The sequence below is a fragment of the Chryseobacterium sp. CT-SW4 genome (assembly GCF_048572715.1).
In the GTDB taxonomy this organism is placed as follows: domain Bacteria; phylum Bacteroidota; class Bacteroidia; order Flavobacteriales; family Weeksellaceae; genus Chryseobacterium.
The window spans coordinates 1,555,724-1,580,429 of the sequence record NZ_CP183840.1; the positions used below are offsets into that span (position 1 = coordinate 1,555,724).

General features: G+C 37.9%; 22 protein-coding genes and 1 riboswitch. Of the genes, 8 read left to right on the forward strand and 14 right to left on the reverse strand.

What is annotated here, in order from left to right; translation table 11 throughout:
* Positions 1-117: 117 nt before the first annotated feature.
* The 7 genes from metE to ABJ974_RS06965 all read right to left on the reverse strand — a co-directional run bounded on the left by metE (position 118) and on the right by ABJ974_RS06965 (position 7,375).
* Positions 118-2,457 carry a 5-methyltetrahydropteroyltriglutamate--homocysteine S-methyltransferase gene (gene metE, locus ABJ974_RS06935; RefSeq protein ID WP_419870655.1) on the reverse strand — a complete coding sequence of 780 codons (2,340 nt, stop codon included), beginning with the start codon at positions 2,455-2,457 and terminating at the stop codon, positions 118-120.
* A 179-nt stretch (positions 2,458-2,636) separates the two neighbouring features.
* A riboswitch (cobalamin riboswitch) is annotated at positions 2,637-2,822 on the reverse strand.
* A 74-nt stretch (positions 2,823-2,896) separates the two neighbouring features.
* Positions 2,897-3,955, reverse strand: a complete 1,059-nt coding sequence (locus ABJ974_RS06940) for an ATP-grasp domain-containing protein (RefSeq protein ID WP_419870656.1) — start codon at positions 3,953-3,955, stop codon at positions 2,897-2,899.
* A gap of 11 nt (positions 3,956-3,966) precedes the next feature.
* Complete coding sequence (gene nudK, locus ABJ974_RS06945; RefSeq protein WP_419870657.1) at positions 3,967-4,548, reverse strand: GDP-mannose pyrophosphatase NudK; 582 nt, start codon at positions 4,546-4,548, stop codon at positions 3,967-3,969.
* A gap of 43 nt (positions 4,549-4,591) precedes the next feature.
* Complete coding sequence (locus tag ABJ974_RS06950; RefSeq protein ID WP_419870658.1) at positions 4,592-5,503, reverse strand: TIGR01777 family oxidoreductase; 912 nt, start codon at positions 5,501-5,503, stop codon at positions 4,592-4,594.
* A gap of 18 nt (positions 5,504-5,521) precedes the next feature.
* Positions 5,522-5,866: a hypothetical protein gene (locus tag ABJ974_RS06955; protein ID WP_419870659.1), complete on the reverse strand. Its 345-nt coding sequence runs from the start codon at positions 5,864-5,866 to the stop codon at positions 5,522-5,524.
* 5 nt (positions 5,867-5,871) lie between these two features.
* Positions 5,872-6,468, reverse strand: coding sequence for an HPP family protein (locus tag ABJ974_RS06960; protein WP_419870660.1), 597 nt, complete (start codon positions 6,466-6,468; stop codon positions 5,872-5,874).
* Positions 6,469-6,475: 7 nt separating this feature from the next.
* Positions 6,476-7,375, reverse strand: a complete 900-nt coding sequence (locus ABJ974_RS06965) for an arginase family protein (protein WP_419870661.1) — start codon at positions 7,373-7,375, stop codon at positions 6,476-6,478.
* Positions 7,376-7,536: 161 nt separating this feature from the next.
* Here ABJ974_RS06965 and ABJ974_RS06970 point away from each other — a divergent pair, with 161 nt between their 5' ends.
* The 4 genes from ABJ974_RS06970 to ABJ974_RS06985 all read left to right on the forward strand — a co-directional run bounded on the left by ABJ974_RS06970 (position 7,537) and on the right by ABJ974_RS06985 (position 10,697).
* Positions 7,537-7,869 (forward strand): single-stranded DNA-binding protein, encoded by a 333-nt coding sequence (locus ABJ974_RS06970; protein WP_419870662.1) that lies wholly within the window; start codon positions 7,537-7,539, stop codon positions 7,867-7,869.
* Positions 7,870-7,892: 23 nt separating this feature from the next.
* On the forward strand, positions 7,893-8,345 hold the full coding sequence (locus ABJ974_RS06975) for an HRDC domain-containing protein (protein WP_419870663.1): 453 nt from the start codon (positions 7,893-7,895) through the stop codon (positions 8,343-8,345).
* A 134-nt stretch (positions 8,346-8,479) separates the two neighbouring features.
* Entirely contained in the window at positions 8,480-9,829 is a 1,350-nt protein-coding gene (hisS, locus tag ABJ974_RS06980) for a histidine--tRNA ligase (RefSeq protein ID WP_419870664.1), read from the forward strand.
* Positions 9,830-9,899: 70 nt separating this feature from the next.
* Positions 9,900-10,697, forward strand: coding sequence for a class I SAM-dependent methyltransferase (locus ABJ974_RS06985; RefSeq protein WP_419870665.1), 798 nt, complete (start codon positions 9,900-9,902; stop codon positions 10,695-10,697).
* 49 nt (positions 10,698-10,746) lie between these two features.
* On the opposite strand, the gene ABJ974_RS06990 is transcribed toward ABJ974_RS06985, so the two are convergent.
* The 3 genes from ABJ974_RS06990 to ABJ974_RS07000 all read right to left on the reverse strand — a co-directional run bounded on the left by ABJ974_RS06990 (position 10,747) and on the right by ABJ974_RS07000 (position 12,879).
* Positions 10,747-10,986, reverse strand: coding sequence for a YtxH domain-containing protein (locus tag ABJ974_RS06990; RefSeq protein WP_419870666.1), 240 nt, complete (start codon positions 10,984-10,986; stop codon positions 10,747-10,749).
* A 101-nt stretch (positions 10,987-11,087) separates the two neighbouring features.
* Positions 11,088-11,930 (reverse strand): isoaspartyl peptidase/L-asparaginase, encoded by an 843-nt coding sequence (locus tag ABJ974_RS06995; RefSeq protein ID WP_419870667.1) that lies wholly within the window; start codon positions 11,928-11,930, stop codon positions 11,088-11,090.
* Between the two features lie 58 nt (positions 11,931-11,988).
* Positions 11,989-12,879 carry a cyanophycinase gene (locus tag ABJ974_RS07000; RefSeq protein WP_419870953.1) on the reverse strand — a complete coding sequence of 297 codons (891 nt, stop codon included), beginning with the start codon at positions 12,877-12,879 and terminating at the stop codon, positions 11,989-11,991.
* 193 nt (positions 12,880-13,072) lie between these two features.
* Here ABJ974_RS07000 and cphA point away from each other — a divergent pair, with 193 nt between their 5' ends.
* Positions 13,073-15,694, forward strand: coding sequence for a cyanophycin synthetase (gene cphA, locus ABJ974_RS07005; protein WP_419870668.1), 2,622 nt, complete (start codon positions 13,073-13,075; stop codon positions 15,692-15,694).
* 34 nt (positions 15,695-15,728) lie between these two features.
* Here the strand turns inward: cphA and ABJ974_RS07010 are convergent, their stop codons facing one another.
* The 4 genes from ABJ974_RS07010 to ABJ974_RS07025 are packed head-to-tail and all read right to left on the reverse strand — an operon-like array spanning position 15,729 to position 19,839.
* Positions 15,729-16,907, reverse strand: a complete 1,179-nt coding sequence (locus ABJ974_RS07010) for a hypothetical protein (RefSeq protein WP_419870669.1) — start codon at positions 16,905-16,907, stop codon at positions 15,729-15,731.
* Between the two features lie 23 nt (positions 16,908-16,930).
* Positions 16,931-17,749 (reverse strand): type 1 glutamine amidotransferase, encoded by an 819-nt coding sequence (locus ABJ974_RS07015; protein ID WP_419870670.1) that lies wholly within the window; start codon positions 17,747-17,749, stop codon positions 16,931-16,933.
* 30 nt (positions 17,750-17,779) lie between these two features.
* On the reverse strand, positions 17,780-18,880 hold the full coding sequence (locus tag ABJ974_RS07020) for a carboxylate-amine ligase (protein WP_419870671.1): 1,101 nt from the start codon (positions 18,878-18,880) through the stop codon (positions 17,780-17,782).
* A 17-nt stretch (positions 18,881-18,897) separates the two neighbouring features.
* Positions 18,898-19,839, reverse strand: coding sequence for an ATP-grasp domain-containing protein (locus ABJ974_RS07025; protein WP_419870672.1), 942 nt, complete (start codon positions 19,837-19,839; stop codon positions 18,898-18,900).
* 196 nt (positions 19,840-20,035) lie between these two features.
* Between ABJ974_RS07025 and glgB the strand changes: the two genes are divergently transcribed.
* Genes glgB through ABJ974_RS07040 form a run of 3 tightly spaced genes read left to right on the forward strand, consistent with a single transcriptional unit; the run spans position 20,036 to position 24,693 of the window.
* Positions 20,036-21,997 (forward strand): 1,4-alpha-glucan branching protein GlgB, encoded by a 1,962-nt coding sequence (gene glgB, locus ABJ974_RS07030; RefSeq protein WP_419870673.1) that lies wholly within the window; start codon positions 20,036-20,038, stop codon positions 21,995-21,997.
* Positions 21,994-23,400 carry a glycogen synthase gene (locus tag ABJ974_RS07035; protein WP_419870674.1) on the forward strand — a complete coding sequence of 469 codons (1,407 nt, stop codon included), beginning with the start codon at positions 21,994-21,996 and terminating at the stop codon, positions 23,398-23,400. Before glgB ends, ABJ974_RS07035 begins: the two co-directional genes overlap by 4 nt.
* Before the next feature lie 24 nt (positions 23,401-23,424).
* The gene (locus ABJ974_RS07040) at positions 23,425-24,693 is read left to right on the forward strand and encodes a glucose-1-phosphate adenylyltransferase (RefSeq protein ID WP_419870675.1); all 1,269 of its coding nucleotides are present in this window, start codon (positions 23,425-23,427) and stop codon (positions 24,691-24,693) included.
* The last annotated feature ends 13 nt before the right edge of the window (positions 24,694-24,706 follow it).

Genomic DNA, 24,706 nt, shown 5'->3' on the forward strand with positions numbered 1-24,706 from the left:
TTGAAATAATTAGTTTGAGAATCTTAAATTTTTAAGGCTTCTATTTCAAACAATTTTTCATAAAAGCAGGAGAATTTTTTCTCCTGCTCAAAAAAATAATCAATACACCAAAAAAAATTATAACCAATGATTATTTAACTTTTCTTCTGTTACATAGGATGCAGATGCTTCTTTAGCAGCTTCCACCATGGCAGTCAGGGCTTTTTCGGTTTCATCCCAATGACGGGTTTTTAATCCGCAGTCCGGATTTACCCAAAGCTGATGGGCTGGAATTACGGCTTGTGCCTTTTTAAGAAGTTCTACCATTTCCTCTTTTGATGGGACTCTCGGTGAGTGAATATCATAGACTCCTGGTCCGATTTCATTAGGATATTTAAAATCTGCAAAAGCATTTAATAATTCCATCTGGCTCCTGGAACATTCTATTGTAATGACGTCAGCATCCATTTCTGCAATATTTTGGATAATATCATTAAATTCTGAATAACACATATGGGTATGGATCTGGGTAGAGTCTTCCACACCGCTTGCTGAAATTTTAAAGGCTTCCACGGCCCATTTCAGATAATTCTGCCATTCTTCTTTACGTAAAGGTAATCCCTCGCGGATGGCGGGCTCATCAATCTGAATGATTTTAATTCCGGCTTTTTCAAGATCCTGAACTTCATCACGAATAGCTAAAGCAATTTGCTGACAGGTTACGGAACGGGGCTGGTCATCCCTTACAAATGACCACTGAAGAATGGTGACAGGTCCGGTTAACATCCCTTTTACCCATTTTTTAGATAAAGACTGAGCGTACTCGGACCAATATACCGTCATAGGATTGGGCCTGTAAACATCACCGTAAATAACGGGAGGCTTTACACAACGGCTCCCGTAGCTCTGGACCCATCCGTTTTGAGTAAAGGCAAAACCAGCCAATTGTTCCCCGAAATATTCCACCATATCGTTTCTTTCAAATTCACCGTGTACCAGTACATCGATTCCGATTTCTTCCTGCCAATGGATGGCAATTTCAGTCTCCTTTTTAAGAAGAGTGTCATATTGTTCCGCGGTAACTTCTCCCTTTTTGAATTTTGCTCTCCAGTTTCGTACTTCCTGCGTCTGGGGAAAAGATCCGATAGTGGTGGTTGGAAATAAGGGAAGCTGTAAGACTTTTTGCTGTGCTTCTTTACGTATATTAAATGTATTTTTCCGTTGAGAATCTTTCGGAGTTATAGCTTCTATGCGCTCTTTTACTGTCTTATTATGAATTAAAGGTGAAGTCTTGCGGCTTACAATGGATTTTGTATTTTCAATGTACTGTTCCTGAATTTTAGAATTTACAATACCTGATGCCAAAGCTTTCAGGGCTGCCACTTCATATAATTTCTGCTTGGCAAAAGCCATCCACTGTTTGATCTCAGGAGAAAGCACTTTTTCATTCTTTTCGATATCGAGATCAAAAGGGGAGTGAAGAAGGGAGCAGGAAGGAGCGATCAAAACCCTTTCGGTACCTAAGGCATTGACTGTTTTTTTAATGAACCTCAGTGATTTTTCAAGGTCATTTTTCCAGATATTCCTTCCGTCTACCACCCCCAGTGACAGACTTAGAGAGCCGGGAATCACTTTTAATACTTCATCCAGCTGTTCGGGAGATCTTACCAGATCAATATGTAATACATCCATAGGAAGGGAAACAGCCAGGGAAAGATTATCTTTTAATCCTTCAAAATAAGTGGCTATGATGAATTTCAAATCAGGAAACTGTTTTCGGATTTCGTGATAGACCCATTTATAAGTTTCTTTAGCTTTATCAGATAAATCCAATGCTAAAAACGGTTCGTCAAACTGAATCCATTGGGCACCATGGCTTTCCAACTCCTTAAGGATTTCAGTATAAACAAGGAGTAGCTTAGGGGCCAGATCCAGCTTATCAAAACCATCTTCTTTTTCTTTTCCTAAAAGAAGATAAGTAACCAATCCGGTAATTACCGGTTTTGCATTAATTCCCGCCTGTTTTGCCCTTATAAATTCATTGATGATCTTTTGTGAAAAGAATCTGAACTGTTGATTTTTATGAAACTCAGGAACTATATAATGGTAATTGGTATCAAACCATTTGGTCATTTCCATGGCAGTGATATCTAATCCATCCTTCTGATAACCTCTGGCCATGGCAAAGTACAAGTCCATCTCAGAATAGGAGTCTTTGTCTATTAATTCCTGATAACGCGCGGGGATCGCCCCTACGCTAAGGGACATATCCAATACCTGATCATAGTATGAAAAATCATTGCAGGGGATAAGATCAATACCGGCTTCCTGCTGAAGCATCCAGTGTTGAAGACTGAGATTTTTCCCTGTTTCTAACAGATCTTGTAAGGATGTCCTGCCTGACCAATATTGCTCGCAGGCTTTTTTGAGTTCTCTTTTGCTACCAATACGCGGATAGCCAAGAATGTGCGTTCGCATGTTCTTTCTAACTTTTAAATTAAACAATAATTTTAAAGCTCTTTAGAATGCTCCGCAATGCCGTCGCTGAATGAGTTTAAGAAAATAAAGGAGGTACGGAAAGAACGCAACTTTTCCTTTAACGGAAGATACGTTCTCAAATACCATCTGTATGACCCAAAGCTTCAGACCGCGAAAGCATTGTCAATTCAGAATAGGCAGGTCTCCTGACTTGTAACGGTGTTTGCCATCCTTCCCGCTTTCGGCAGTGGATATACTGGGGCAAAAACCTTTGGTGTGTTACTTACAGTTGCGCGACAGCTCGTGATTCTCACACGATTCCCTATTAATCTACGTTAAGTAAAACCTTTTCTGTTTGATGAAGTATGTTAAAGAACTATTTCAAAACAAATGTAGGGATTATTTGTTTGTATAGGATAGGTTGGAAAGAAATTTGTTTTTATAATGGATATTTCCAGCTTTGATTCAGCATATTCAGAATAAGATCATCAAAGCTCCATCCTATTTTCCTGGCAGCCAGTGCGGTAAGGCTGTCCTGATCCTGTCGGTGGGGCCTGGAAGGACCGGTCATATTGGGTTTCATATTAAGATCAAAAAGAAAGTATTTCCCTTTGGAATCGGCTCTGCAGTCAATTCGGATAGGAGCTTTTGCATCCACTATGCGGGCAGCTTCTTCGCAATCTTTACATAGTTGAATAATGATTTCACTTTGTAATTCAACATCATTTAAAACCTTGCTATTGTTGATAACCGCTACGGTACCATTATAAGGTGCTATGCCATTTTCATGATTGAAACGTCTTACCGGTGGTAATGACCAATAGTTCTTTTGAGGAATATTCTGGTGATCAATCGAATAATTTCCGGGAGGCATTACCGTAATGGTAACTTCTTCCCCGGCTAAGAATTCTTCTACATATAAGGCTTCTCCGAAATCATTGGAGGAAAACATTTCTTTCAGAATAGAAGAAAGCTCTTCTTGTGACCGGACGAGAGAAACACCCTGGCTTCCTCTTCCGCGGATAGGTTTGGCCACTACGGGAAAGTCAAAATCCAATGTATAATTTTCCAGATTTTCACGGGAAATCATAATTGATTTCGGAATGGGTAACCCATGGTCTTTAAGTAGGGTATTCGTTACCCACTTATCATCGTACAGATCAACATTTTCAGGTACCTGTCCGACGACAGAAATTCCCATTTTTAGAAATTCTTCAATGGGATGTCCTGTATAGAGAACCGTGTTAAGCCATATGATGTCGGCGCCTTTATCAATGGAAGATTGTATTCCTTCTTTGGAATCGGGGAATACCCAATCCAAATCATGATCCACACGGGGAGATTCGACCGGAGTAATCACTTCGATATGCTGTTTCTGAAGAGAGTAGGCTATATCAGCTCCACTGTCGGAATATCCTCCCGGTTTCATGGGTTTTATGATTCCGTTTCTTTCCGGTGGAGCCTGGGTCTGGTAGATGATGGCTATTTTTTGTGTCATAGTTTATTGTTTTATAAAATTCCTTTTATACGGATATGCTGTAACAACATAATGGTTTTGGCATCCATAATTTCACCGGTATCAATCATTTTAAGGGCTTCAGTGTAAGGTAATTCCAGTACTTCTATATTTTCTCCTTCCTCTTCAAGTCCGCCACCATCATTGACCTTCATTTCTTTAGAATATTCCGCGATGAAAAAATGAAGAATTTCCGTTACCGATCCCGGTGACATATAGGATTCAAAAACCTTTTCCACTTTTGAAATCTTGTAGCCTGTTTCTTCTTCCGTTTCCCTTTTAATGCAATCTTCCGGATTGTCATTGTCCAGTAATCCGGCACAGGCTTCGATCAGCATTCCGGTATTATTTCCGTTGACATAAGTAGGTAAGCGGAACTGTCTGGTTAAAATAACCGTTTGATTATCTTTATTATACAATAAGATTACAGCTCCGTTCCCACGGTCATAGGCTTCCCGGCTCTGGGTTTCTATGGTTCCGTCTTTTTTTAAGATGTTGAAGGTAATCTTTCTTAAAGTATACCAGTTATCAGATAGTATTTCCGTTTTTACAATATTTACTTTTGTATTTTGCATAAGGTGTAATTTTCTTTGGTTGATATGGTTTATAAAATTTTAATTAATTCTTTTTGATGAGTAGATCTTCCAGTGCATCTTTTAAATCCGGAAATTCAAATCGGAATCCCTCGTCCAGTAACTTTTGTGAAGAAACCCTTGAGCCTTTTAATAAAGGATCAGAAAGCTCACCGAATATTAGTTTTAAAACAAAACTGGGGATGTTAGGCATAAACAAAGGCTTTTTAAGGACTTCGGCAATCTTCTTTGTTAAATTTTCATTAGTGGAATGTTGGGGAGAAGATGAATTGTAAGCTCCATTCATATGATCATTCTTTAAGGCAAATTCATAAATGGAACAGATGTCATTAAGATGGATCCAGGGCATATACTGTTTGCCGCTGCCTAAAGGCGATCCTATATAATAGCGTATAGGAGGGATCATTTTTTTTAAGGCTCCTTCTTTATCAGAAAGTACGACAGCTGTTCTTAATTTTACCACTCTTTCTGCTCTCTTTTCTGTTAAGAACCGGTCCGCAGCCTTTTCCCAGAGAGTAACAACCTGACTCAGAAAGTCATGTCCTTTGGGATCTTCTTCTTTATATATTTTTTCTGTAGTTTCCGTGCCATAGACATTAATACCCGAAGCAGAGATGAAGGATTTCAAGACTATATTTTTTCTTTTAAGAGTATCCAGAATGAGCTGTGCGGAATCAATACGGCTGGAGATCAGCTCTTCTTTCCTTTTTTGGGTCCATTTCTTTTCTGCGATATTGGCACCGGCAAGGTGAATAACGTGGCTTACATTTTCTAATGCAGCTTCATCGATGGTTTTCTTATGAATATCCCACTCAAACTGATTTTCATCTCTTTTGGTCCGGGTAAGAAACCTGATGGTATAATCTTTATCCAGCCTTTGGGCCAGCTGCCGGGCGATCATCCCTCCGGCTCCTGTGATAAGTATAATTTCTTTCATAATGTGATTGGAATAATGTTAAGCCTGATTTCTTACAATGAGTACAAAATTGTCTTCTAAAAATTTGTAGCCATAGTCATAAATAAATTTATATTCTGAACCGTTTTTATAAACTTTCAGATGAGTAAAATATTCAAAATCAAATCCTAATGCATGAAGTTTTGATCTTAAAATTTTTGTTTTTCCTTCGGTATTTACTTCTCTTAGAATACGGTAATTCTTACGCAATTTGTTGTTGATATTGCGCATAAGATTGTTCGAGTCTTTGTTTTGCTTATTGTTGTAAGCATTCCGGCAGGCATCATTACAGAATTTTTTATCTGACCTGCCCATAATTTTTTCGCCACATTCGAGACAGTTCATAATTTTTATTTTTTCATTTGATGTAGGTGTTTTTTTCGTATTAGTCTTTTAAATCTTCCATGAGTAGGATAGCTTCTGTTCGGAGTTATATTATTAAAGAATAAAGCTACTGATAATAAAATAATACAGCCTGACAAAACCGGAGAAATGACATACCAATATCCCAATTCCGGAATTTTCCCGGTGGAGGTAACGGCTATAAGAGCAGTGGCACCTCCCGGTGGATGTAATGTTTTGGTATACTGCATTAGTACAATGGAAAGAGCTACAGCCAAAGGAGCCGTAAGCCAAAGTACATCCGGAACTATTTTATATATGGTAACTCCTATGAATGCAGAAAGCACATGTCCGCCAATTAAGTTTCTAGGTTGTGCCAAAGGACTTTGTATAGCTCCGTAAATTAAAACGCTGGATGCACCGAAAGAACCGATAAGAAATATATTTTCCTGCTCCAGCAGATAATGGGACTGGATGAAAGCAATAATCCCAATCCCAAAAAAGGCACCCAGAAAAGACCAGAAATGTTCTTTGTAATCAATAAGTGTTTCCTTATAAATTACATATTTTGATACTCTTAAGGTTCTGTGAATTTTCTTTTTCATGAGTAGGTTAGATGCTTTTAAAGATTTCGGTTATATTTTCGATAAAGTTTTTTGTATGAATACCTTCCGGATCGTAATCGGGATCCAAGATGGTAATTTCGATTCCGACACATTGGGGATGTGCTATAAGTGGTATAAGTATTTCTTTGAGGTCAGAGTAGGTAAGTCCATCTTCCATTCTGCTGTCTACCATAGGCATGATTTCATCCATTAAAACATCTACATCAAGATGAATAAAAAAGCCGTCCAGCTTTTCATCTTCTACCATTTTCAGGAAGTCCTTCGCTGTTTTTGAAAATCCGTTTCTTCTGAGATGATCGATATCCAGATAATGAATCTCTGAATTGATAATCTGTTCCACATATTCACGGTCGTCTGTTTCTGCATTTCCTGCACAAAAGATATGTTTTTCTTCAAAATAAGGTTTAATATTACCGATATTGGTAAGTTTTTCATGACCTAACCCTGTAACTATGGCAAGGTCCATTCCTGCTGCACCTCCGCTCGGTGAAAGACGGGGCGGAATAAAATCGGTATGACCGTCCAGATAGAATAATCCGAATTTTCCTCTTTTTTTCAGGGCAATAGCATTACCGATAAGAATACTGCAATCACCGCCCAGTACAATATTGAAGTTTCCGGGATTAAAATAATCTGAAATAAGAACGGCCTGACGCAGGGCATATTGAATAATAAGATCGGTATTTTTTACCTGGGTTTCTTCATCCGGTTTCATCTCATAGGGTGGGGCGTCCAACCGAAAGACATGGGTGGGGTCAATTTTTTTATGGAAACCGAGTTTTCTCAACCAATCCGGAAGCTTTATTACACCGGGTTCTTTTTCATGATCCTTTTTAATAAGTCCAAGATTGAAAGGAAACTCAAAAATATTTATATCCCTATTCATGCATCAAAGATAGAAAAATATCCGTTTACAAACGACTACAAACGAATTTAAATAGTTTTATACCGACTAAATTTTGTGTATTGGTGAATCTTTGTACCAGAGATTTGAGAAAAACAGTGAACGTCTCTTATCTGAATATTAATCTTTAAAAATATAAAATTATGTCACTAAGAAACAAAGTTACCTTAATAGGGTATACAGGAAAAGAAGTAGAAATTGTAAACTTCGATAACGGAAATGTCAAAGCAAGTGTATCATTGGCTACCAGTGATTATTACACTAATGCTAAAGGAGAAAAGGTAGAAGAAACCCAATGGCACAATTTGATAGCCTTTGGTAAAGTTGCCGAAATCTTTCAGAAATATGTTCCTAAAGGAAAAGAGATTGCTATTGAAGGAAAATTAACTTATCGTTCATATGATGATAAGGATGGGGTGAAAAAATATATCACGGAAATCCGGGTAGATGAAATTCTGCTTTTAGGCGGAAAATAATTTAAAATCCAAAACACAAAATTATGAAAGTGAAAATTTTTAAAGTAAGGCTGAATAAAGAGTTTCTGAATAAAGATCAAAGAACTTTGGATAAGTTTCTGGAAACCCATACCATACTTCAGACTAAAACAGCATTTGTAAATGACGAAAACTACTGGTCGGTTGTTCTTTATTTTGAAGATTTGAAACCTGCGATCAGTGAAGTGAAAGAAACCCAATCTATCAAGTATTCCATAGAAGATCACGTTTTAAATCCTGATGAGCTTAAAATATTGGATGCTCTTAAATACTGGCGATCTGAGAAAGCCAAAGATCAGAATTTACCCACCTATTTTATTGCTACCAATAAAGAATTGATGTCTGTTGCAAAATATAAGCCCGCCAGGAAGGAAGAACTTTTGGATATTAAAGGTTTCGGAAAGCATAAAATAGAAAATTACGGAGAAGAAATATTGGATATACTTGAAAATGCATAGATCAATCATGAGCATGCAGCTCCTACAATAAAACAGAAAGAAGAGCCCGAATATTATTAGAGCTCTTTGGTATGAGGGAAAAGTCTTTTCAATTCACTATTTTTGTAGCTTATACAATTCATTAATCAGATAAAATGAAACCAAGCTTAGCAAAAGGGACAAGAGATTTTACAGCTCAGGAAGTCTCCAGAAGAAAATATATTATCAATACATTACAGAAGAATTTTGAATTATTCGGGTTTCAGCCTTTAGAAACCCCAAGCTTTGAAAACCTTTCTACCCTTACCGGAAAATACGGAGAGGAAGGAGACCGCCTGATATTTAAAATTCTGAATTCCGGAGACTATACCTCTAAAGTAAATCAGGAAGACTGGGAAAATAAAAACTCTCAGAAACTCATTTCTCAGATATCAGATAAAGCGCTTCGTTATGACCTCACCGTACCTTTTGCAAGGTTTGTAGCCATGAATCACGGTCAGCTTACCTTTCCTTTTAAAAGATATCAGGTGCAGCCGGTCTGGAGGGCAGACCGGCCTCAGAAAGGAAGATTCAGAGAGTTTTATCAATGTGATGCAGATGTAGTGGGAAGCGAAAGCCTTTATCAGGAAGTAGAACTGGTTCAGCTATATTTGAAGTCTTTTTCGGATTTAAAAGTTCCGGTTACCATTCATATCAACAACAGGAAAATTCTTTCCGGTTTAGCAGAATATGCGGGAATAACAGATCAGTTAATAGACTTTACCGTAGCTCTTGATAAACTAGATAAAATAGGAAAAGAAGGAGTAGTAAAAGAATTGTTGGAAAAAGGTATTGCACAGGCGTCTATTGATAAATTGGATTTCTTATTTAATCAGTCCAGTGATTCTCTGGAAAACTTACTTTTACTGAAAGAGAAATTTTCCGGTAATGAAATAGGAACCAAAGGAGTGGAAGAACTTGAGTTTGTACTTACCCAATCCCTTAACTTAGGAGTAGATTTACAGAATCTGGTTTTTAATATTACACTCGCCCGTGGATTGGATTATTATACCGGAGCCATCTTTGAAGTAAAAGCTGATGAAGTGCAAATGGGCTCTATCGGCGGTGGAGGAAGATATGATAATCTTACTGAAGTTTTTGGAGTTAAAAATATTCCGGGAATTGGAATTTCTTTCGGATTAGATAGAATTTACCTCGTGATGGAAGAATTAGGACTTTTCCCTGAAGAAGCCTCTTCTAAAGTAGAATATTTGTTTGCTAATTTTGGAGGTGAAGAAACTATTGAAGCCTTAAAATTGATTATACAACTTAGAGAAAAAGGAATTTCTGCCGAGTTATATCCTGAAAGTGCCAAGCTGGGGAAACAATTTACCTATGCCGAAAAGAAAGGAATTAAAAATCTGGTATTCTTAGGAGAAGAAGAAATCAGGAACAGGACAGTTACTTTTAAAAATCTGGAAGCCGGTGAACAAAAAACTGTTTCTCTCGAAGAATTTCTAAAATAAAAAATAAAGAGCATTACCACGGTAATGCTCTTTATTTTTTATGGTTTAAATTTATCACCAAATTAAAATCATGGAAAATTATCTGAACATCAACCGAAACTCATGGAATGCAAAAGTAGAACCTCATCTGAAATCGGATTTCTATTTTGTAGATGAATTTTTGAAAGGAAGAACTTCTCTCAATTCTATAGAACTCGAACTTTTGGGTGACCTCAAAGGAAAAAGCATTCTTCACCTGCAATGTCATTTTGGGCAGGATTCCATTTCTTTATCAAGGCTGGGAGCTAAAGTTACAGGAATTGATCTGTCGGATAAAGCAATCGATACTGCAAAGGAGCTGGCCCGGAAATGTGGAACGGATACCCAATTTATTTGTTCAGACCTTTATAATCTTCACAATATGCTGGATCAACAGTTTGATATAGTATTTACCAGCTATGGAGTAATAGGCTGGCTTCCTGATTTGAAAAAATGGGCTCATATCATTAGCCATTTTTTAAAACCGGAGGGTACTTTTGTGATGGCAGAATTTCATCCTGTAGTCTGGATGTTTGATGACGACTTTAAAGAAATTACTTACAATTACTTTAATGAGAAACCTATTGTTGAGACCTATGAAGGTACTTATGCGGACCGTGATGCCGATATTGTCCAGGAATATGTAATGTGGAACCATTCCCTGACAGAAGTAATTAATAGTCTGATTAAAAGCAACTTGGAGATAAAAGATTTTCAGGAGCTGGACTGGTCCCCTTATCCCTGCTTTAAACATGTTGAAGAATTTGAAAAAGGAAGATGGAGAATTCCACAGATGGGAAATAAAATTCCTATGGTCTTTAGTCTTAAAGCACAAAAAAAGTCATCATAGCGGGGTAGCTTATGATGACTTTTTCTATATATGAATGTTAAAAACGTTGTTAATTCGTGGTAGAATCTTCTATTTTAGCTTTTGTTTCGTCTACCTTATTCTGTACCTGGGATGCTACATCATTTGCTTTACTTTTGATATCATTTCCCCATTTATTAAGGTTGTCTTTTGCTGTATTGATTTTATCTTTTACAGCCTGCTGTTCTTCAGGAGTAGACTTTTTATATTTCCAGTAAGCTAAAGCACCCAATCCTAATAGAGCTAATAAGCCATTTGTTTTGTTTCCCATGATTTCTATTTTTTTAAAAGTTAGTAAATTAAAATCTGTTATAGTAATACATGTAAAATACGTGCCAAATAAAATGGCTGACTTATAAAATTATGTTAAAGTTAATCAAACACTTGCAGACTATCTCCGTCGAAACTGGCAAAAACCATAGTAGGATATGAATCCTGATGAAAAATATTTCCCTCCCTGTTTATAGCTATGGCTCCTGCAAATCCGTCAATTGATTTTAGTTCCTGAAAGGTTTTATCAAAAGCACTTTGCAGGCTCATGCCGTCTGTGACCCTCGTCACGATTTTAGTAGCAGTGGCATTACTCACAATATCTTCCCCTACACCGGTACAGCTTACGGCACAGAAGGAATTGGCATAGTTTCCGGCAACGGTGGCAGAATCAGATATTCTTCCGGGAATTTCAAATCCTTTACCTCCGGTAGAGGTGGCAACGGCAAGTTTCCCCTCTTTATCCAATGCTACACAGCCCACAGTTCCCCTGCCTCCGTTTTTCAGTTTATCTTCATATTCCTGTCTTCTTTGGGGAATTTCGGTAGAGAAATCTTCAAACCCGTTTTCAGATGCATATTTTTTTGCTCCTTCACCTCCCAAAATCCGGTCTTCTTCACCAATTAGTTTTTTAGCAACAAAAACAGGATTCTTAACATTCTGAATATTAATGACACCACTCATTTTCTGACTGCTTCCATCCATAATGGCTGAACTCATCCGGATGACTCCATCGCCCTGGATCTGCGATCCTATTCCCGCATTGAATAACGGATCATCTTCTAAAAGTGACACGGCATAAGCGGCTGTATCGAAGGCAGAATGGGATTGTAAATATGCATAAGCCTGCTGAACGATAGTTTTTAATGCATTCTGTTTTGCAGTTTTAGTTTCATGGCTTTGGTCACTCTCAGAGAAAAATCCTCCATGTATAATGATTTTCATAGATATTAATTTGATGATTAAATTTATAAAAAAAGTGAAGAAAGATCTTCACTGCTTGTTATTTATCTCCATGGGGAATCGGATTGAATTGAGAATTCTCAATGGTCAGTTCCCGTGTTGTTAAATCATAATGATCATTCATGGACATTACGTGTACTACCAGATTATCTATGGAAATAGGTTCTCCCAGGTTAATATTGGTGAGATTGGTGTCTTTAATGAATCGTCCGTCTACAATAATTACCAGTCCGGAACCTACCGCTGTCATCGTATCATTATGAATAAAAAGTCCTGTATCTTCCCCTAATCCTATTCCTAAGGTTCGTGGATTATTGACAACCGCCTGAAAAAGCCTTCCTATTCTCCCTCTCTGCACGAAGTGAGTGTCTACGATTACATTATCGATGAAACCCAATCCTTGGGTGATCTTAATTTCTCCTTTTAAAAGAGCTTCAGAACTGCTTCCCTGATAGATCATATTTTCTGAGGCTGCAGCTGCTCCTGCGGAAGTTCCTGAATAAATGAAATCCTGTTCCTGGTATTTTAGTAAAATAGTATCATGAAACCGTGTACCTCCCAAAATGGAAGTAAGCCGTAGCTGATCTCCGCCGGTAAACATCACCACATCGGCTGCGTTGGCTCTGGCCACCATAGCATCGGAATTGGCTTCTTCACGGTTGTGAATATCCAGAATATTTACTTTTTGGGCTCCTAAAAATTCAAAAGCTTTTTTATATTCAGTTCCTACAATATGGGGAATTTGAGAAGCGGTTGTAATTATTTCAATTACAGAATTTTCTTTATTTTTAGACTCGCTGATAATTTTTCTTAAGATACCTCTTTCAAAAAAATTGAGATTCTTTTCAATGTTTTGATCATAATCATTATCTGAAAAGGCTCCTTTATTTACAGCACCTCCAATTATAATTAGTTTTCCAACAGGTTTCATCATAGTATGCAAATTTAAAAAATAAATAATTCTCTATCAATAATATTTAAATTGATTTTGAGTCTTTTACGGGGTTTGATTAAATTTAATCGTTATTTGATGAATCTTTTAACAGTGCCTGTAGTTTTTTGTATGCTTTTAGATTATCTTTGATTTTAAAAGTAATTTTTACTAATCGGAAAAATAGATAACCATGAGAATTGAGAAGATACAGGCTTTGAGAGGTCCGAATATCTGGAGTATAAGAAGAAAAAAGCTGATTCAGATGAGGTTGGATCTTGAGGAAATGGAAAATTTTCCTACCAATAAGATTGAAGGTTTCAGAGAAAGAATAGAAAAACTGATCCCTTCATTGATAACGCATAGATGCTCTGAAGGAGTGGAAGGAGGATTTTTTCATAGAGTGGAAACAGGGACATGGATGGGACATGTAGTTGAGCATATTGCTTTGGAAATACAGTCGTTAGCGGGGATGGATACAGGTTTTGGAAGAACCCGCGAAACGAAAACTCCGGGGATTTATAATGTTGTTTTTAATTATATTGAGGAAAGTGCAGGAATGTATGCTGCTGAAGAAGCGGTAAAAATAGCGCAGAGTCTTGTAGATGGAACCGAATATGACATTTACGCATGCATTCAGAAATTAAAAGAAATAAGAGAGTGCGTTCGCTTGGGTCCGTCCACAGGAAGTATCGTAGAAGAAGCTGTTTCCAGAAAAATCCCGTGGATCAGGTTAGGAAATAATTCCTTGGTACAATTGGGGTATGGAGTTAATCAGCAGAGATTTCAGGCAACCATTACGGGAAATACAAGCTCCATAGCCGTAGATATTGCGTGTAATAAAGAACTGACCAAAAGAATGCTTCATGAGGCTGCTATTCCCGTGCCCATAGGTGGTTTGGTAGAGAATGAAGAAGAACTGAATAATATTATTAACGAAATTGGCTATCCGGTGGTTATAAAACCATTAGACGGTAATCATGGAAGAGGAACCTCTATAAATGTTATTAACTGGGAATCTGCCCAGGTAGGTTTAAGCCATGCTCAACAATATTCTAAAAAAATTATTGTAGAAAAATATGTCCGGGGATATGATTTCCGGATTTTAGTAATTAATAACAAAATGATTGCTGCTGCCAGAAGAGTTCCTGCCCATATCATAGGAGACGGAGAGCTTACCATTCAGGAGTTAATTACCAAAGAGAACAAAGACCCACGCAGAGGTTACGGGCATGAAAATGTACTTACCGAAATAAAAGTGGATAAAGATACCCTTGAATTATTGGAAACCCTTGATTATACCCTTGAAACAATTCCTCAGAAAGGGGAAGTGGTATATCTTAAATCAACGGCTAATCTTTCCACAGGAGGAACCTCCATTGATGTTACCGATATGGTACATCCGGAAAATATAATGATGGCAGAAAGAATTTCCAGAATTATAGGATTGGATGTCTGTGGAATAGATGTAATGGCAGAAAACCTTACCCAACCCATAAAAGAAAATGACGGAGCGATTATTGAAGTGAATGCTGCTCCCGGTTTCCGTATGCACCTGGCTCCGGGGGAAGGTCTTCCGAGAAATGTTGCGGCGCCGGTAGTAGACATGCTGTATCCCCCGGGCAAGCCATTTACCATTCCCATTATCGCTATAACGGGGACCAATGGGAAAACTACCACTACACGTTTGATTTCCCATATTGTGAAGAACAATGGTTACAGGGTAGGTTTTACCACTTCGGACGGAATTTATATTCAGAATATGATGCTTGCTAAAGGAGATACTACGGGTCCTCAGTCTGCAGAATTTATATTGAAAGATCCTACGGTGGAATTTGCTGTTTTAGAAACGGCCAGAGGAGGAATTTTACGTTCCGGTCTTGGGTTTTCGCAATGTGATGTAGGGGTTCTTACCAATATTAAAGAAGATCATTTGGGAATGAATGATATCCATACCCTGAAAGACCTTACCCGCGTCAAAAGAGTGGTGCTGGACAGCGTGAAAAAGAACGGGTGGAGCGTCATGAATGCCGATGACGAATATTCCATGAGGATTGTAAATGATCTGGATAGTAATATAGCTATTTTCAGTATGGATGAAAATAATCCTTACATTAAGAAGTTTGCAAAAGAAGGAAAAGTAACCTGTGTGTATGAAGAAGGATTTGTAACCATAAAAAAAGGAGACTGGAAGATCCGGATAGGAAAAGCAAAAGACTTTCCCATTACCATGGAAGGTAAGGCCCGGTTTATGATTGAGAATGTATTGGCGGCAAGTTTAGCGTGTTATCTTTACGGGTTTGCCATAGAAGATATTTCAGGTTCATTGCGGACGTTCATTCCCAGTGCCCAGCTTACTCCAGGAAGGCTGAATGTTTTTAAGTTCAAAAATTTTCAGGTGTTAATTGATTTTGCTCACAATCCGGCAGGATATGAAGCCATTGAAGACTATCTCAAAAATGTGGAATCCCATAAAAAGATTGGTATTATTTCCGGAGTGGGAGACAGGAGGGATGAAGATATCCGGGAGTGCGGTAAGATTGCAGGAAGAATGTTTGATTATATCATTATCCGTAATGAGAGACACCTTCGCGGACGGACGGAAGAAGAGATCAACGGGCTGTTGATCGACGGAATGCAGGCATCAGGCAGAGATGTCAGCTATGAAATTATTCCAAAAGAAATTGAAGCCTTAAAACACGCCATAAGTATGGCCGAAGAAGGTACTTTTATAACCGCCTTAAGTGATGTGATTTCCAATGCGATCGAATTGGTACAGGAATACCAGGCCAAAGAACTCTTAGAAGAAGAATAAATAATCAGTACAAGTCCTTATTACGATAAGGACTTTATTTTTTTTCAAAAAAAGCATACGAACTGCCTGTCCAGATTTTATCCTTGTTAAATTCAGAATTGATCATTTCCGATTTGGTCATTCTTACCAGATTTTCCATTAATACCGGATTTTCATCTCCTTCTTTCCAGATATACAGCAACCGGATTTCCCCTTTGGAATACTCGTTATGAATATCTTTAAATACCGGTGCATATTCCACTTTTTTCTGTAAAATAAAATTGTCTTTATCCTGAATGGAATCGATGAATTCCTGAGTAGGATTTAAATTAACACCTTTTCCGGCCAATGAAAACAGAGGTTTCAGTACAAAATCCTTTAGGTTTTTATGATCAGGAAAATCACGTAAAAAATAGCTTTCGGGAATCAATGGATGATGTAGCAGAGGCAAAATATATTTTGAAATTTTAAAGAACCAGTTCGGATGGGTAAGCCATTTTACATCCACATCATCTCTGAGATCAAAGGAAGCAGAAAGAGACAGAGGATCCAGCTCCTCCAAAATCACACGGTTGTAAATTCTTTTGATCTCTGTAAGTTTACCGTCATTATTATAATAGATCTTTCTGCCCTTTTTTTCAATAGAGGTAAGGCATACGGTTTTAATTCCCAGCAATTGCTCTGTAAGGGCAAAATCAATGGCCGTTTTTTGTTTTTCAGGATGTATTTCCAGTAAAATTACATTTTCCGGTTGTTCATCGCCGATAATGAGTTCTTTTAATTCCGTCATAAAATCCTGTGAAGGATGGGTATTTCTCAGTTCATTCAGAAAAGGATATACTTCACATACCGTCTCTTCGTATATTTTTAAAAATGAAAAAAGAGAAGGAAACGCCTGAAGTTCTATAAGCTGAGGTTCAATATCTCCTGCTTCATTTTGGCAGATTCCAAAATCAATGCAAAAAAAATGAGGATGTGAGGTGTCATTAGGAACGTTATATTTTTCGGGAATTATTTTCTGTAGTCTTTCCTGAGGAAGTTTTTTTATTTGATTAAAGATTTCCCGGCAAGTATCGAGAAGCTGATCTTTAAACTGTTGAGAAAGAAAAACAGGACTTTCCGAAATTCTGAAATTAATTTCCACACCGCTTTTTTTAGACAGGCTTTCTTTAAGCTGCTCATATTTTTCTGGTGTAAACTCTCGGTTGAACCGTTCTCTGTATTGGGGAATCATAACGGGATATGGGAAACTTTGATTTAAGCTATTGTTAAAAGATTATTTTTTGCAAACTGTAAAAAACGGGGGAGAATTTGGGCCCTGGTGGCAATCAGATGACCCTTGTCAATATTATCCAGCGTTTCTATATATTTTTGCATACCTATATTTTCGATTACTACATTTTTATTCTTTTCATCTCTCAGGTTTTCAATCATAGCCTCAGGACTTGCTTCGGGATGAAACTGAGTTCCGAATATTTCGTCTGAAAAACGGATTGCCATTACCGCTCTTTCTATATTAAGATGAGGATGAATGTTTTCCATCGCCATGATTTTCATTCCCAGTTTTTCAAAACGCCTATGGTTGGGTTCAATAAACTGAAAAGAACGCGAATCCACACCATAAAAGGGTTCCTGCAAATTTTCAAAAAGAAATTCGTCTTTTGCTTCCTGGGTTTTATAAATGGGAATCACTCCGAAAGAAGAGGATTCTCTTTTACATATTTTTCCTAATTCCCAATGTATACTTGCTACTTGAAAGGAATGACAAATGAGGAACAGATACTTTTTCCGGTCGTGAGATTTATTATAACCGTAAATAGAATCCAAAAAATCGGTATACTTTCTCTCCCATTCCAGCCCTTCTTTATGAGGATTTCCGGGACCTCCTGAAGAAATAAAAATATCAAAGTCCTCAATATCCGGAACCTGATTTTTAGATCTTACATCGAAACTTTCAATACTTATATTTTCCCTGGATCCCCTGCGGAATGCCTCGGACAGTTCTTTAATATTTTTGAAACCCTGATTGGCATGATTGTTATTCATATCCAATAAGGCGATTCTAATATTCATCATAATCATCTTAGTTTTTGTAAATATAAAAAATTATATTATTCCGAATTCAGTTTCCGCAATCATATAATCCACTACTTTTTTAAGATCTTCGGTTTCATTATAGACTCTTAATTGCCGGTCTGCCCCGGTTCCGTTTTTTAAGATTTCCCAGGCATATTCCACTTCTTCCTTACATCCCAATTCAATAGCTGTATCATCAATAAAGTCCAGTAATTCCGCCAATATTTCAGAGAAAGGCAATGTCTGTTTTTTTTCAAAATCGATAAGGTGGGCTTCAATTCCATTTTTGGAAGCTCTCCATTTATTCTCGTTTATAAGTAATTTCCGGTAGCTTTTAAAGCTTTTGTTCTGTTCATTCAGTAAACTTATTTTAGCCACGAGACACTGAATAATAGCAGTAAGGCAGATCGTTTCGTCAATACGCAAGGGCATATCACATATTCTGAACTCAAGGGTAGGGTAAAATGGATGGATTCGCATATCCCACCAAATTTTTGTAGCATTGTCAATGGCTCCCACTTCGATCAGGAAATTAACATATTTATCGAAATCAGCTAAAGAATCAAAATAGCTTGGTATTCCTGTTCTCGGAAACTTGGCAAAAACTTCCTGCCTGTAGGATTTAAAGCCTGTATATCTGCCGATCCAGAAAGGTGAATTGGTAGAAAGAGCATAAATATGAGGTAAGAAGAAACGTAAAATATTCTGAATTTTTATTCCTTCCTCTCTACTTGGTATTCCTATATGAACATGAAGCCCGAAGATAAGATTTTCCCGTGCCGCATCTCCCATATCGTCCAGGATCTTCATATACCTGTCCCCTTGGTTGATGGTATTGGAGGCCCAGTGAGAAAAAGGATGAGTACCTCCTCCTGATACCCGAAGCCCTAAATGATGTGCGGTATGAATAAGCTGTTTTCGCAGCTGTGTAAGTTCAACTTTGGCTTCCTTGATATTTTGGCATATTCCGGTTTTCATTTCCACCATGGATTCATGCATTTCCCGTTTCAGGTTTTCCCCTAAAACAGGGCCGCCACCTTCCAGGATTTTGGAAACATGAGAGACCAGATCTCTGCTTTTAACATCAATAATTTGGTATTCTTCTTCTATTCCGATGGTAAATTGATTCATTTTTGTGTTCTTTAGTTTTATTGAGGATTACTAATAAAATCTCCCCACGCTATATTGATTTTTCCCGGTACATATTCCCCGGCTTTTTCAATAGCTAATGCAGCAGCATGTTCTACAATCCACGCGAAATTTTCACTCCCTACCGAATGAGGGTCCGCATCGGGAGCCGGATTACAGAAATCGATGGCATAGGGAACTCCATTTCTTACTGCAAATTCAACCGTATTAAAATCATATCCCAAAGCCTTATTGATCCTGAGGGTATATTCCTTAATCGTTTCCAATAGCCGGTGATCTTCTGTTTCCTTCTCGGAAGAATATCTTAAATGAAAAGGTTTGTTGGGTTCATAGGACATAATATGTACATGCTTCCTGTTTAAACAATAGACCCTGTAATATTTTTCATAAATGATCTCTTCCTGAAGCATCATAACGAGCTGCCCGGTTTCCTTAAGGACTTCCCAAAGCTCTTCCCGACTTTCTATCCGGTACACATTTTTCCAGCCTCCTCCGTTATAAGGTTTCAGATAGGCAGGAAAACCAATATAATTGAAAACATATTCCCAGTCGTAAGGATGTTTCAGGTTCCTGAATGAAGTCTCAGAAGTTTCTGAAGGCCTTTCATAAGAAGGAAGCAGTACCGTTTTGGGTAGAGGCAAGCCAAGCTTTAGCATTAAGGCATTATTGAAGAATTTTTCATCCGCACTCCACCAGAAAGGATTATTGATGACATAGGTGCCATTCAGTACCGCATTTTTTAAATAAGCCCGGTAAAAGGGAATATCATGGGAAATACGATCCACAATCACAGCATATCCGTAATCTTCTCCTTGTTGCAGCTTATCGATAATTACAGGTTCTGCTATAATCTTTCCTTCGCCCAGTTCATTAACTTTTTCTATGAATGCCTGGGGGAAAGTGCTCTCCATACCGTACAAAATACCCACTTTTTTCACCATTACGGCTTGTGACTTTAAAATCAACTGATAAAGTTACTAATTTTATATTAATCACTGTGAATTACTAAAAAAGTTATTACTTTAGTAGAAGTATTATAGAAGAAGAAGTATCAGGTATTATTTTTTAAGATAATACAGTAATGATTATATATTTTTTCGTACTTTAAAGCAAAATATAAAAGCAAATCAAATCAGGATGAACCCTGTTAAAAATTATACTCTTTTCACCGATCAGGATATTTATCTTTTTAAAGAAGGAAGACATTATAAGTTGTATGAAAAATTCGGAGCACATTCTGTAGAAAGAGAGGGTGCGAAAGGAGTTTACTTTTCTGTCTGGGCGCCTAATGCCAAACAGGTTTCCGTTATCGGGGAATGTAATGGCTGGAAGCCTTCCGTTCATATTTTATATCCGAGATGGGATGAGTCCGGCATTTGGGAAGGATTTATTGATGATTTGGGCTGGGGAACCCTTTATAAATATGCCATAGAGACAACCGGCGGGGAAATTTTAGAAAAAAGCGATCCTTTTGCTTTAAGCTGGGAACAAAATATACAGGCCGCTTCTCTGGTGTCTACCACCTGGTATGAGTGGAATGATAAAAAATGGATGCAGAACCGTTGGAAAAAGAACAGTAGGGAAGCTCCTATTTCCGTTTATGAACTGCATCTCGGATCCTGGAAGAGAAATGAAAATGACTCGAATCGGTTTTTTAACTACAGAGATATTGCGGAAAAGTTGGTTCCGTATGTGAAAGAAATGGGTTTTACCCATGTGGAGTTCATGCCCGTAATGGAATATCCTTATGACCCGAGCTGGGGTTATCAGGTAACAGGCTTTTATGCTGCCACTTCAAGGTTTGGATCGCCGCAGGATTTAATGTTTCTGATCGATCAGCTTCATCAGAATGATATCGGGGTTTTTCTGGACTGGGTTCCCTCTCATTTTCCGGGAGATGCCAATGGACTTCATCGTTTTGATGGGTCTTACCTTTATGAACATGAAGATCCGAGGAAAGGATTTCATCCGGATTGGAAATCGCATATCTTTAATTATGGAAGGAATGAAGTGAAATCATTTCTTATCTCCAATGCAGCTTTTTGGCTGGATCGCTATCATGCGGACGGGCTGAGAGTGGATGCGGTTACTTCCATGCTGCATTTGGACTATTCCCGGAATGAAGGAGAATGGGAACCGAATATCCATGGCGGGAATATCAACCTGGAGGCCAAAACCTTTTTGCAGGAGTTCAATACAGCTGTCTATAAGGAATTTGGAAATGATATTATTACAATTGCCGAAGAAAGCTCAGATTTTCCAATGCTTACCCATCCCGTAGATGTAGGTGGAGTAGGGTTTGGAATGAAATGGATGATGGGATGGATGCATGATACTTTAGATTATTTTAAAGAAGATATACAGAACCGTAAATACCATCACCATAAACTTACTTTTGCTTCCATGTATATGTATAATGAAAATTATATGATGCCTTTATCACATGATGAGGTAGTGCATGGAAAATCCAGCCTTATTTATAAAATGGCAGGAGACGAATGGCAAAAGTTTGCTAATTTAAGAGCGCTGTTTGTGTATATGTTTACGCATCCGGGGGCCAAATTACTTTTTATGGGTGATGAGTTCGGGCAGACCAGTGAGTGGAACTTTACAAAGAGCCTGGATTGGTATTTATTACAATATCCTGTTCATAAAGGATTGCAGACTTTGGTAAAAGACCTGAATCATCTTTACAGAAATGAAACGTCCTTATATGAAAATCAGTTCAATAAAGACGGCTTTGAATGGGTGGAAGCCGATGATCTTGAAAATTCGGTGTATACCTATTTGAGAAAAGGGAAAAGAGAAGATGATGTTCTTATGACCGTTCTTAACTTAACACCTAGGGTTTTGGATTATAAGATTGGAGTGAACGCAGATACCCATTGGGAAGTGATTTTCAATTCCGATGATGAGCAGTATCATGGAAGTGGAGTAAGATCGGAAGTTTTTAAAGAACAGAAGGAAGAATGGATGAGACGTCCTCAATCCATCAGCCTTGCCCTTCCACCGCTTGCGGGGATTATTTTAAGACAGAAAAAAGAATATAAAAAGGATCAGTTATATACAATCGAAAACACACAAAAAATAAGAAAATGATTATTTTTCATCTCAGTACAGAATGTTATCCGGTTGCCAAAGTGGGAGGTTTGGCAGATGTTGTAGGAGCATTGCCCAAATATCAGAACAAAATAAAAGGTATTGATGCTAAAGTAGTCATGCCCTGGTATAACAAATCTTTTATATATGATCATGAGTTTGACATAGTTTTTGATGGGTTTATTCATCAGGGGCCTACCATGTTGCAGGTGCAGGTGATGAAGGAAAAAACAGACGTATTAGGCTTTGAATTGTACCTGGTGAAAATTCCGGGACTGTTGGACCGGGAAAATCCCTATGGCTATCAGGATGAAAGCTTCCAGTTTTTAGCATTTCAGCATGGAGTGTTGCATTGGCTGAGTGCCATGCAGATCCGTCCCGATGTATTGCATTGCCACGATTATCATACAGGACTGGTTCCTTTTATGATAGAACATTGTCCCGAGTTTTCTTTTCTAAAAGGAGTAAAAACGGTCGGAACTATTCATAATGGTGAATATCAGGGAGTAATGGGATGGAATATGATAAGTTATATGCCTGCATTTGATACCTGGAAATGGGGGCTTTTAGATTGGGAAGGACTGATTAATCCATTAGCCTGTATGATTAAATGTTCTCATGCCTTCACCGCTGTTTCACAGGGATATCTTGAAGAACTTTTTATAAGCTTCAGAGGATTGGAAGGTTTGGTACGGAATGAATACCAGAAGGCATATGGAATCATTAATGGAATCGATACTGAAGTCTGGAATCCGGAAACGGATCCGATGCTGGATTATAACTTTAGTCAGGAAAATGCCATTGAGCAGAAGAAGAAAAATAAAGAAAAGCTTTGCGGGGAATATCAGTTGAATCCTGAATTGCCCTTATTTGCCTTTATCGGAAGATTTGCCACTGAAAAAGGAGCGGACCTGATGCCGGATGTAGTGTGGAGGGGAATCCAGCAGACGCAGGGTATGTTTAATATTATGGTATTGGGTTCAGGAAATGCTTATATTGAAAACAGATTAAGAGAACTGGATCATATCTATACCAATTTTGCTGTGGATTTGGGATATAAAGAATACCTGTCCCATAAAATTTATGCCTCGGCTGATTTTTTATTAATGCCCTCCAGAGTAGAGCCATGCGGATTGAACCAGATGTATTCCATGCGGTATGGTACAGTCCCTATTGTACGTTACACAGGAGGCTTAAAAGATACCGTGCAGGATATTTCCACAGGAGGAGCGGGATTAAATTTCACCTATCCCGGAGTGGACGATGTGATCCATGCTATTCAGAGAGCAATAAATATTTACAGGCAGAAGGAACTTATGGAAAATCTGATCCTCAGCAATATGAAATTTGATTTTTCATGGGAAAAATCGGCCGAGAAATATATAGATCTCTATAAAAAATAAACAAACTACAATTACAAGATATTTATGAAGCGTAACGTTATTTCCATTGTTTTAGGAGGAGGAAGAGGAACAAGACTTTTCCCTCTGACTTACACAAGGTCGAAACCGGCTGTTCCTATTGCCGGAAAGTATAGATTGGTTGATATCCCTATTTCGAATTGCCTGAACTCAGGACTCAATAAGATCCTGGTTCTTACGCAGTTTAATTCTGCCTCTTTAAATGCCCATATAAAAAACTCCTATCATTTTGATATTTTTAGTAAGGGCTTTGTAGATATACTCGCCGCGGAACAGAATGTAGAAAATGATAACTGGTATCAGGGAACAGCAGATGCGGTTCGCCAGTCGATGAAACATCTTGAAAAATATGACTATGACTATATTCTGATCCTTTCGGGAGATCAGCTTTACCAAATGGATTTCAGGGAAATGCTGGATTATCATATTAAAAGCGAAGGGGATATTACCATTGCTACTATTCCCGTAAACGCAAAAGACGCGACAGGTTTTGGAATTCTTAAATCCGATGAAGAAGGAAATATCACCTCATTCATTGAAAAGCCGGACTTAGATCTTTTAAAGGACCTTAAATCCGAAGTTTCCGAGCATAATAAAGAATTGGAGAAAGAATATCTTGCCTCGATGGGAATTTATATCTTCTCCAAAAGTATTTTGAAAAAGATGTTTGATGAAGGAGCCGGAGATGATTTCGGAAAAGATATCATTCCAAGTTCCATAGGGAAATATAAAACCTTAAGCTATCAATATGAGGGGTACTGGACGGATATTGGAACCATTGAATCCTTTTATGAAGCCAACCTGGATTTATGCCAGGATATACCCCAGTTTAATCTTTTTTCCTCTTCACCTATCTATACGAGGCCAAGAATGCTCCCGCCTTCAAAGATCAACGGTTCCTATGTAAGCAAAGCGATCTTTGGCGACGGATGTATCATTCATGCAGATAAAATTGAAAATTCCATCATAGGAAACAGGACCAGAATAGGAAAAGGCAGTACCGTAGTCAGTTCTTATATTATGGGAGCGGATTTTCATCAGAATACCGATGAGTTTATCCAAAATGAAAAAGAAGGAACCCCTAATATCGGGATAGGAAAATACTGCTATATCGAAAAAGCAATTCTGGATAAAAACTGCAGAATAGGTGACAATGCAAGGATTATTGGCGGAAAGCATCTTGCTGATGGTGATTTTGAAACCTACTCCGTAAAAGAAGGAATTATAGTGATCAAAAAAGGCGCTGTAATCCCGCCCGGAATCCATATCGGATAGTGAAGGATAATAT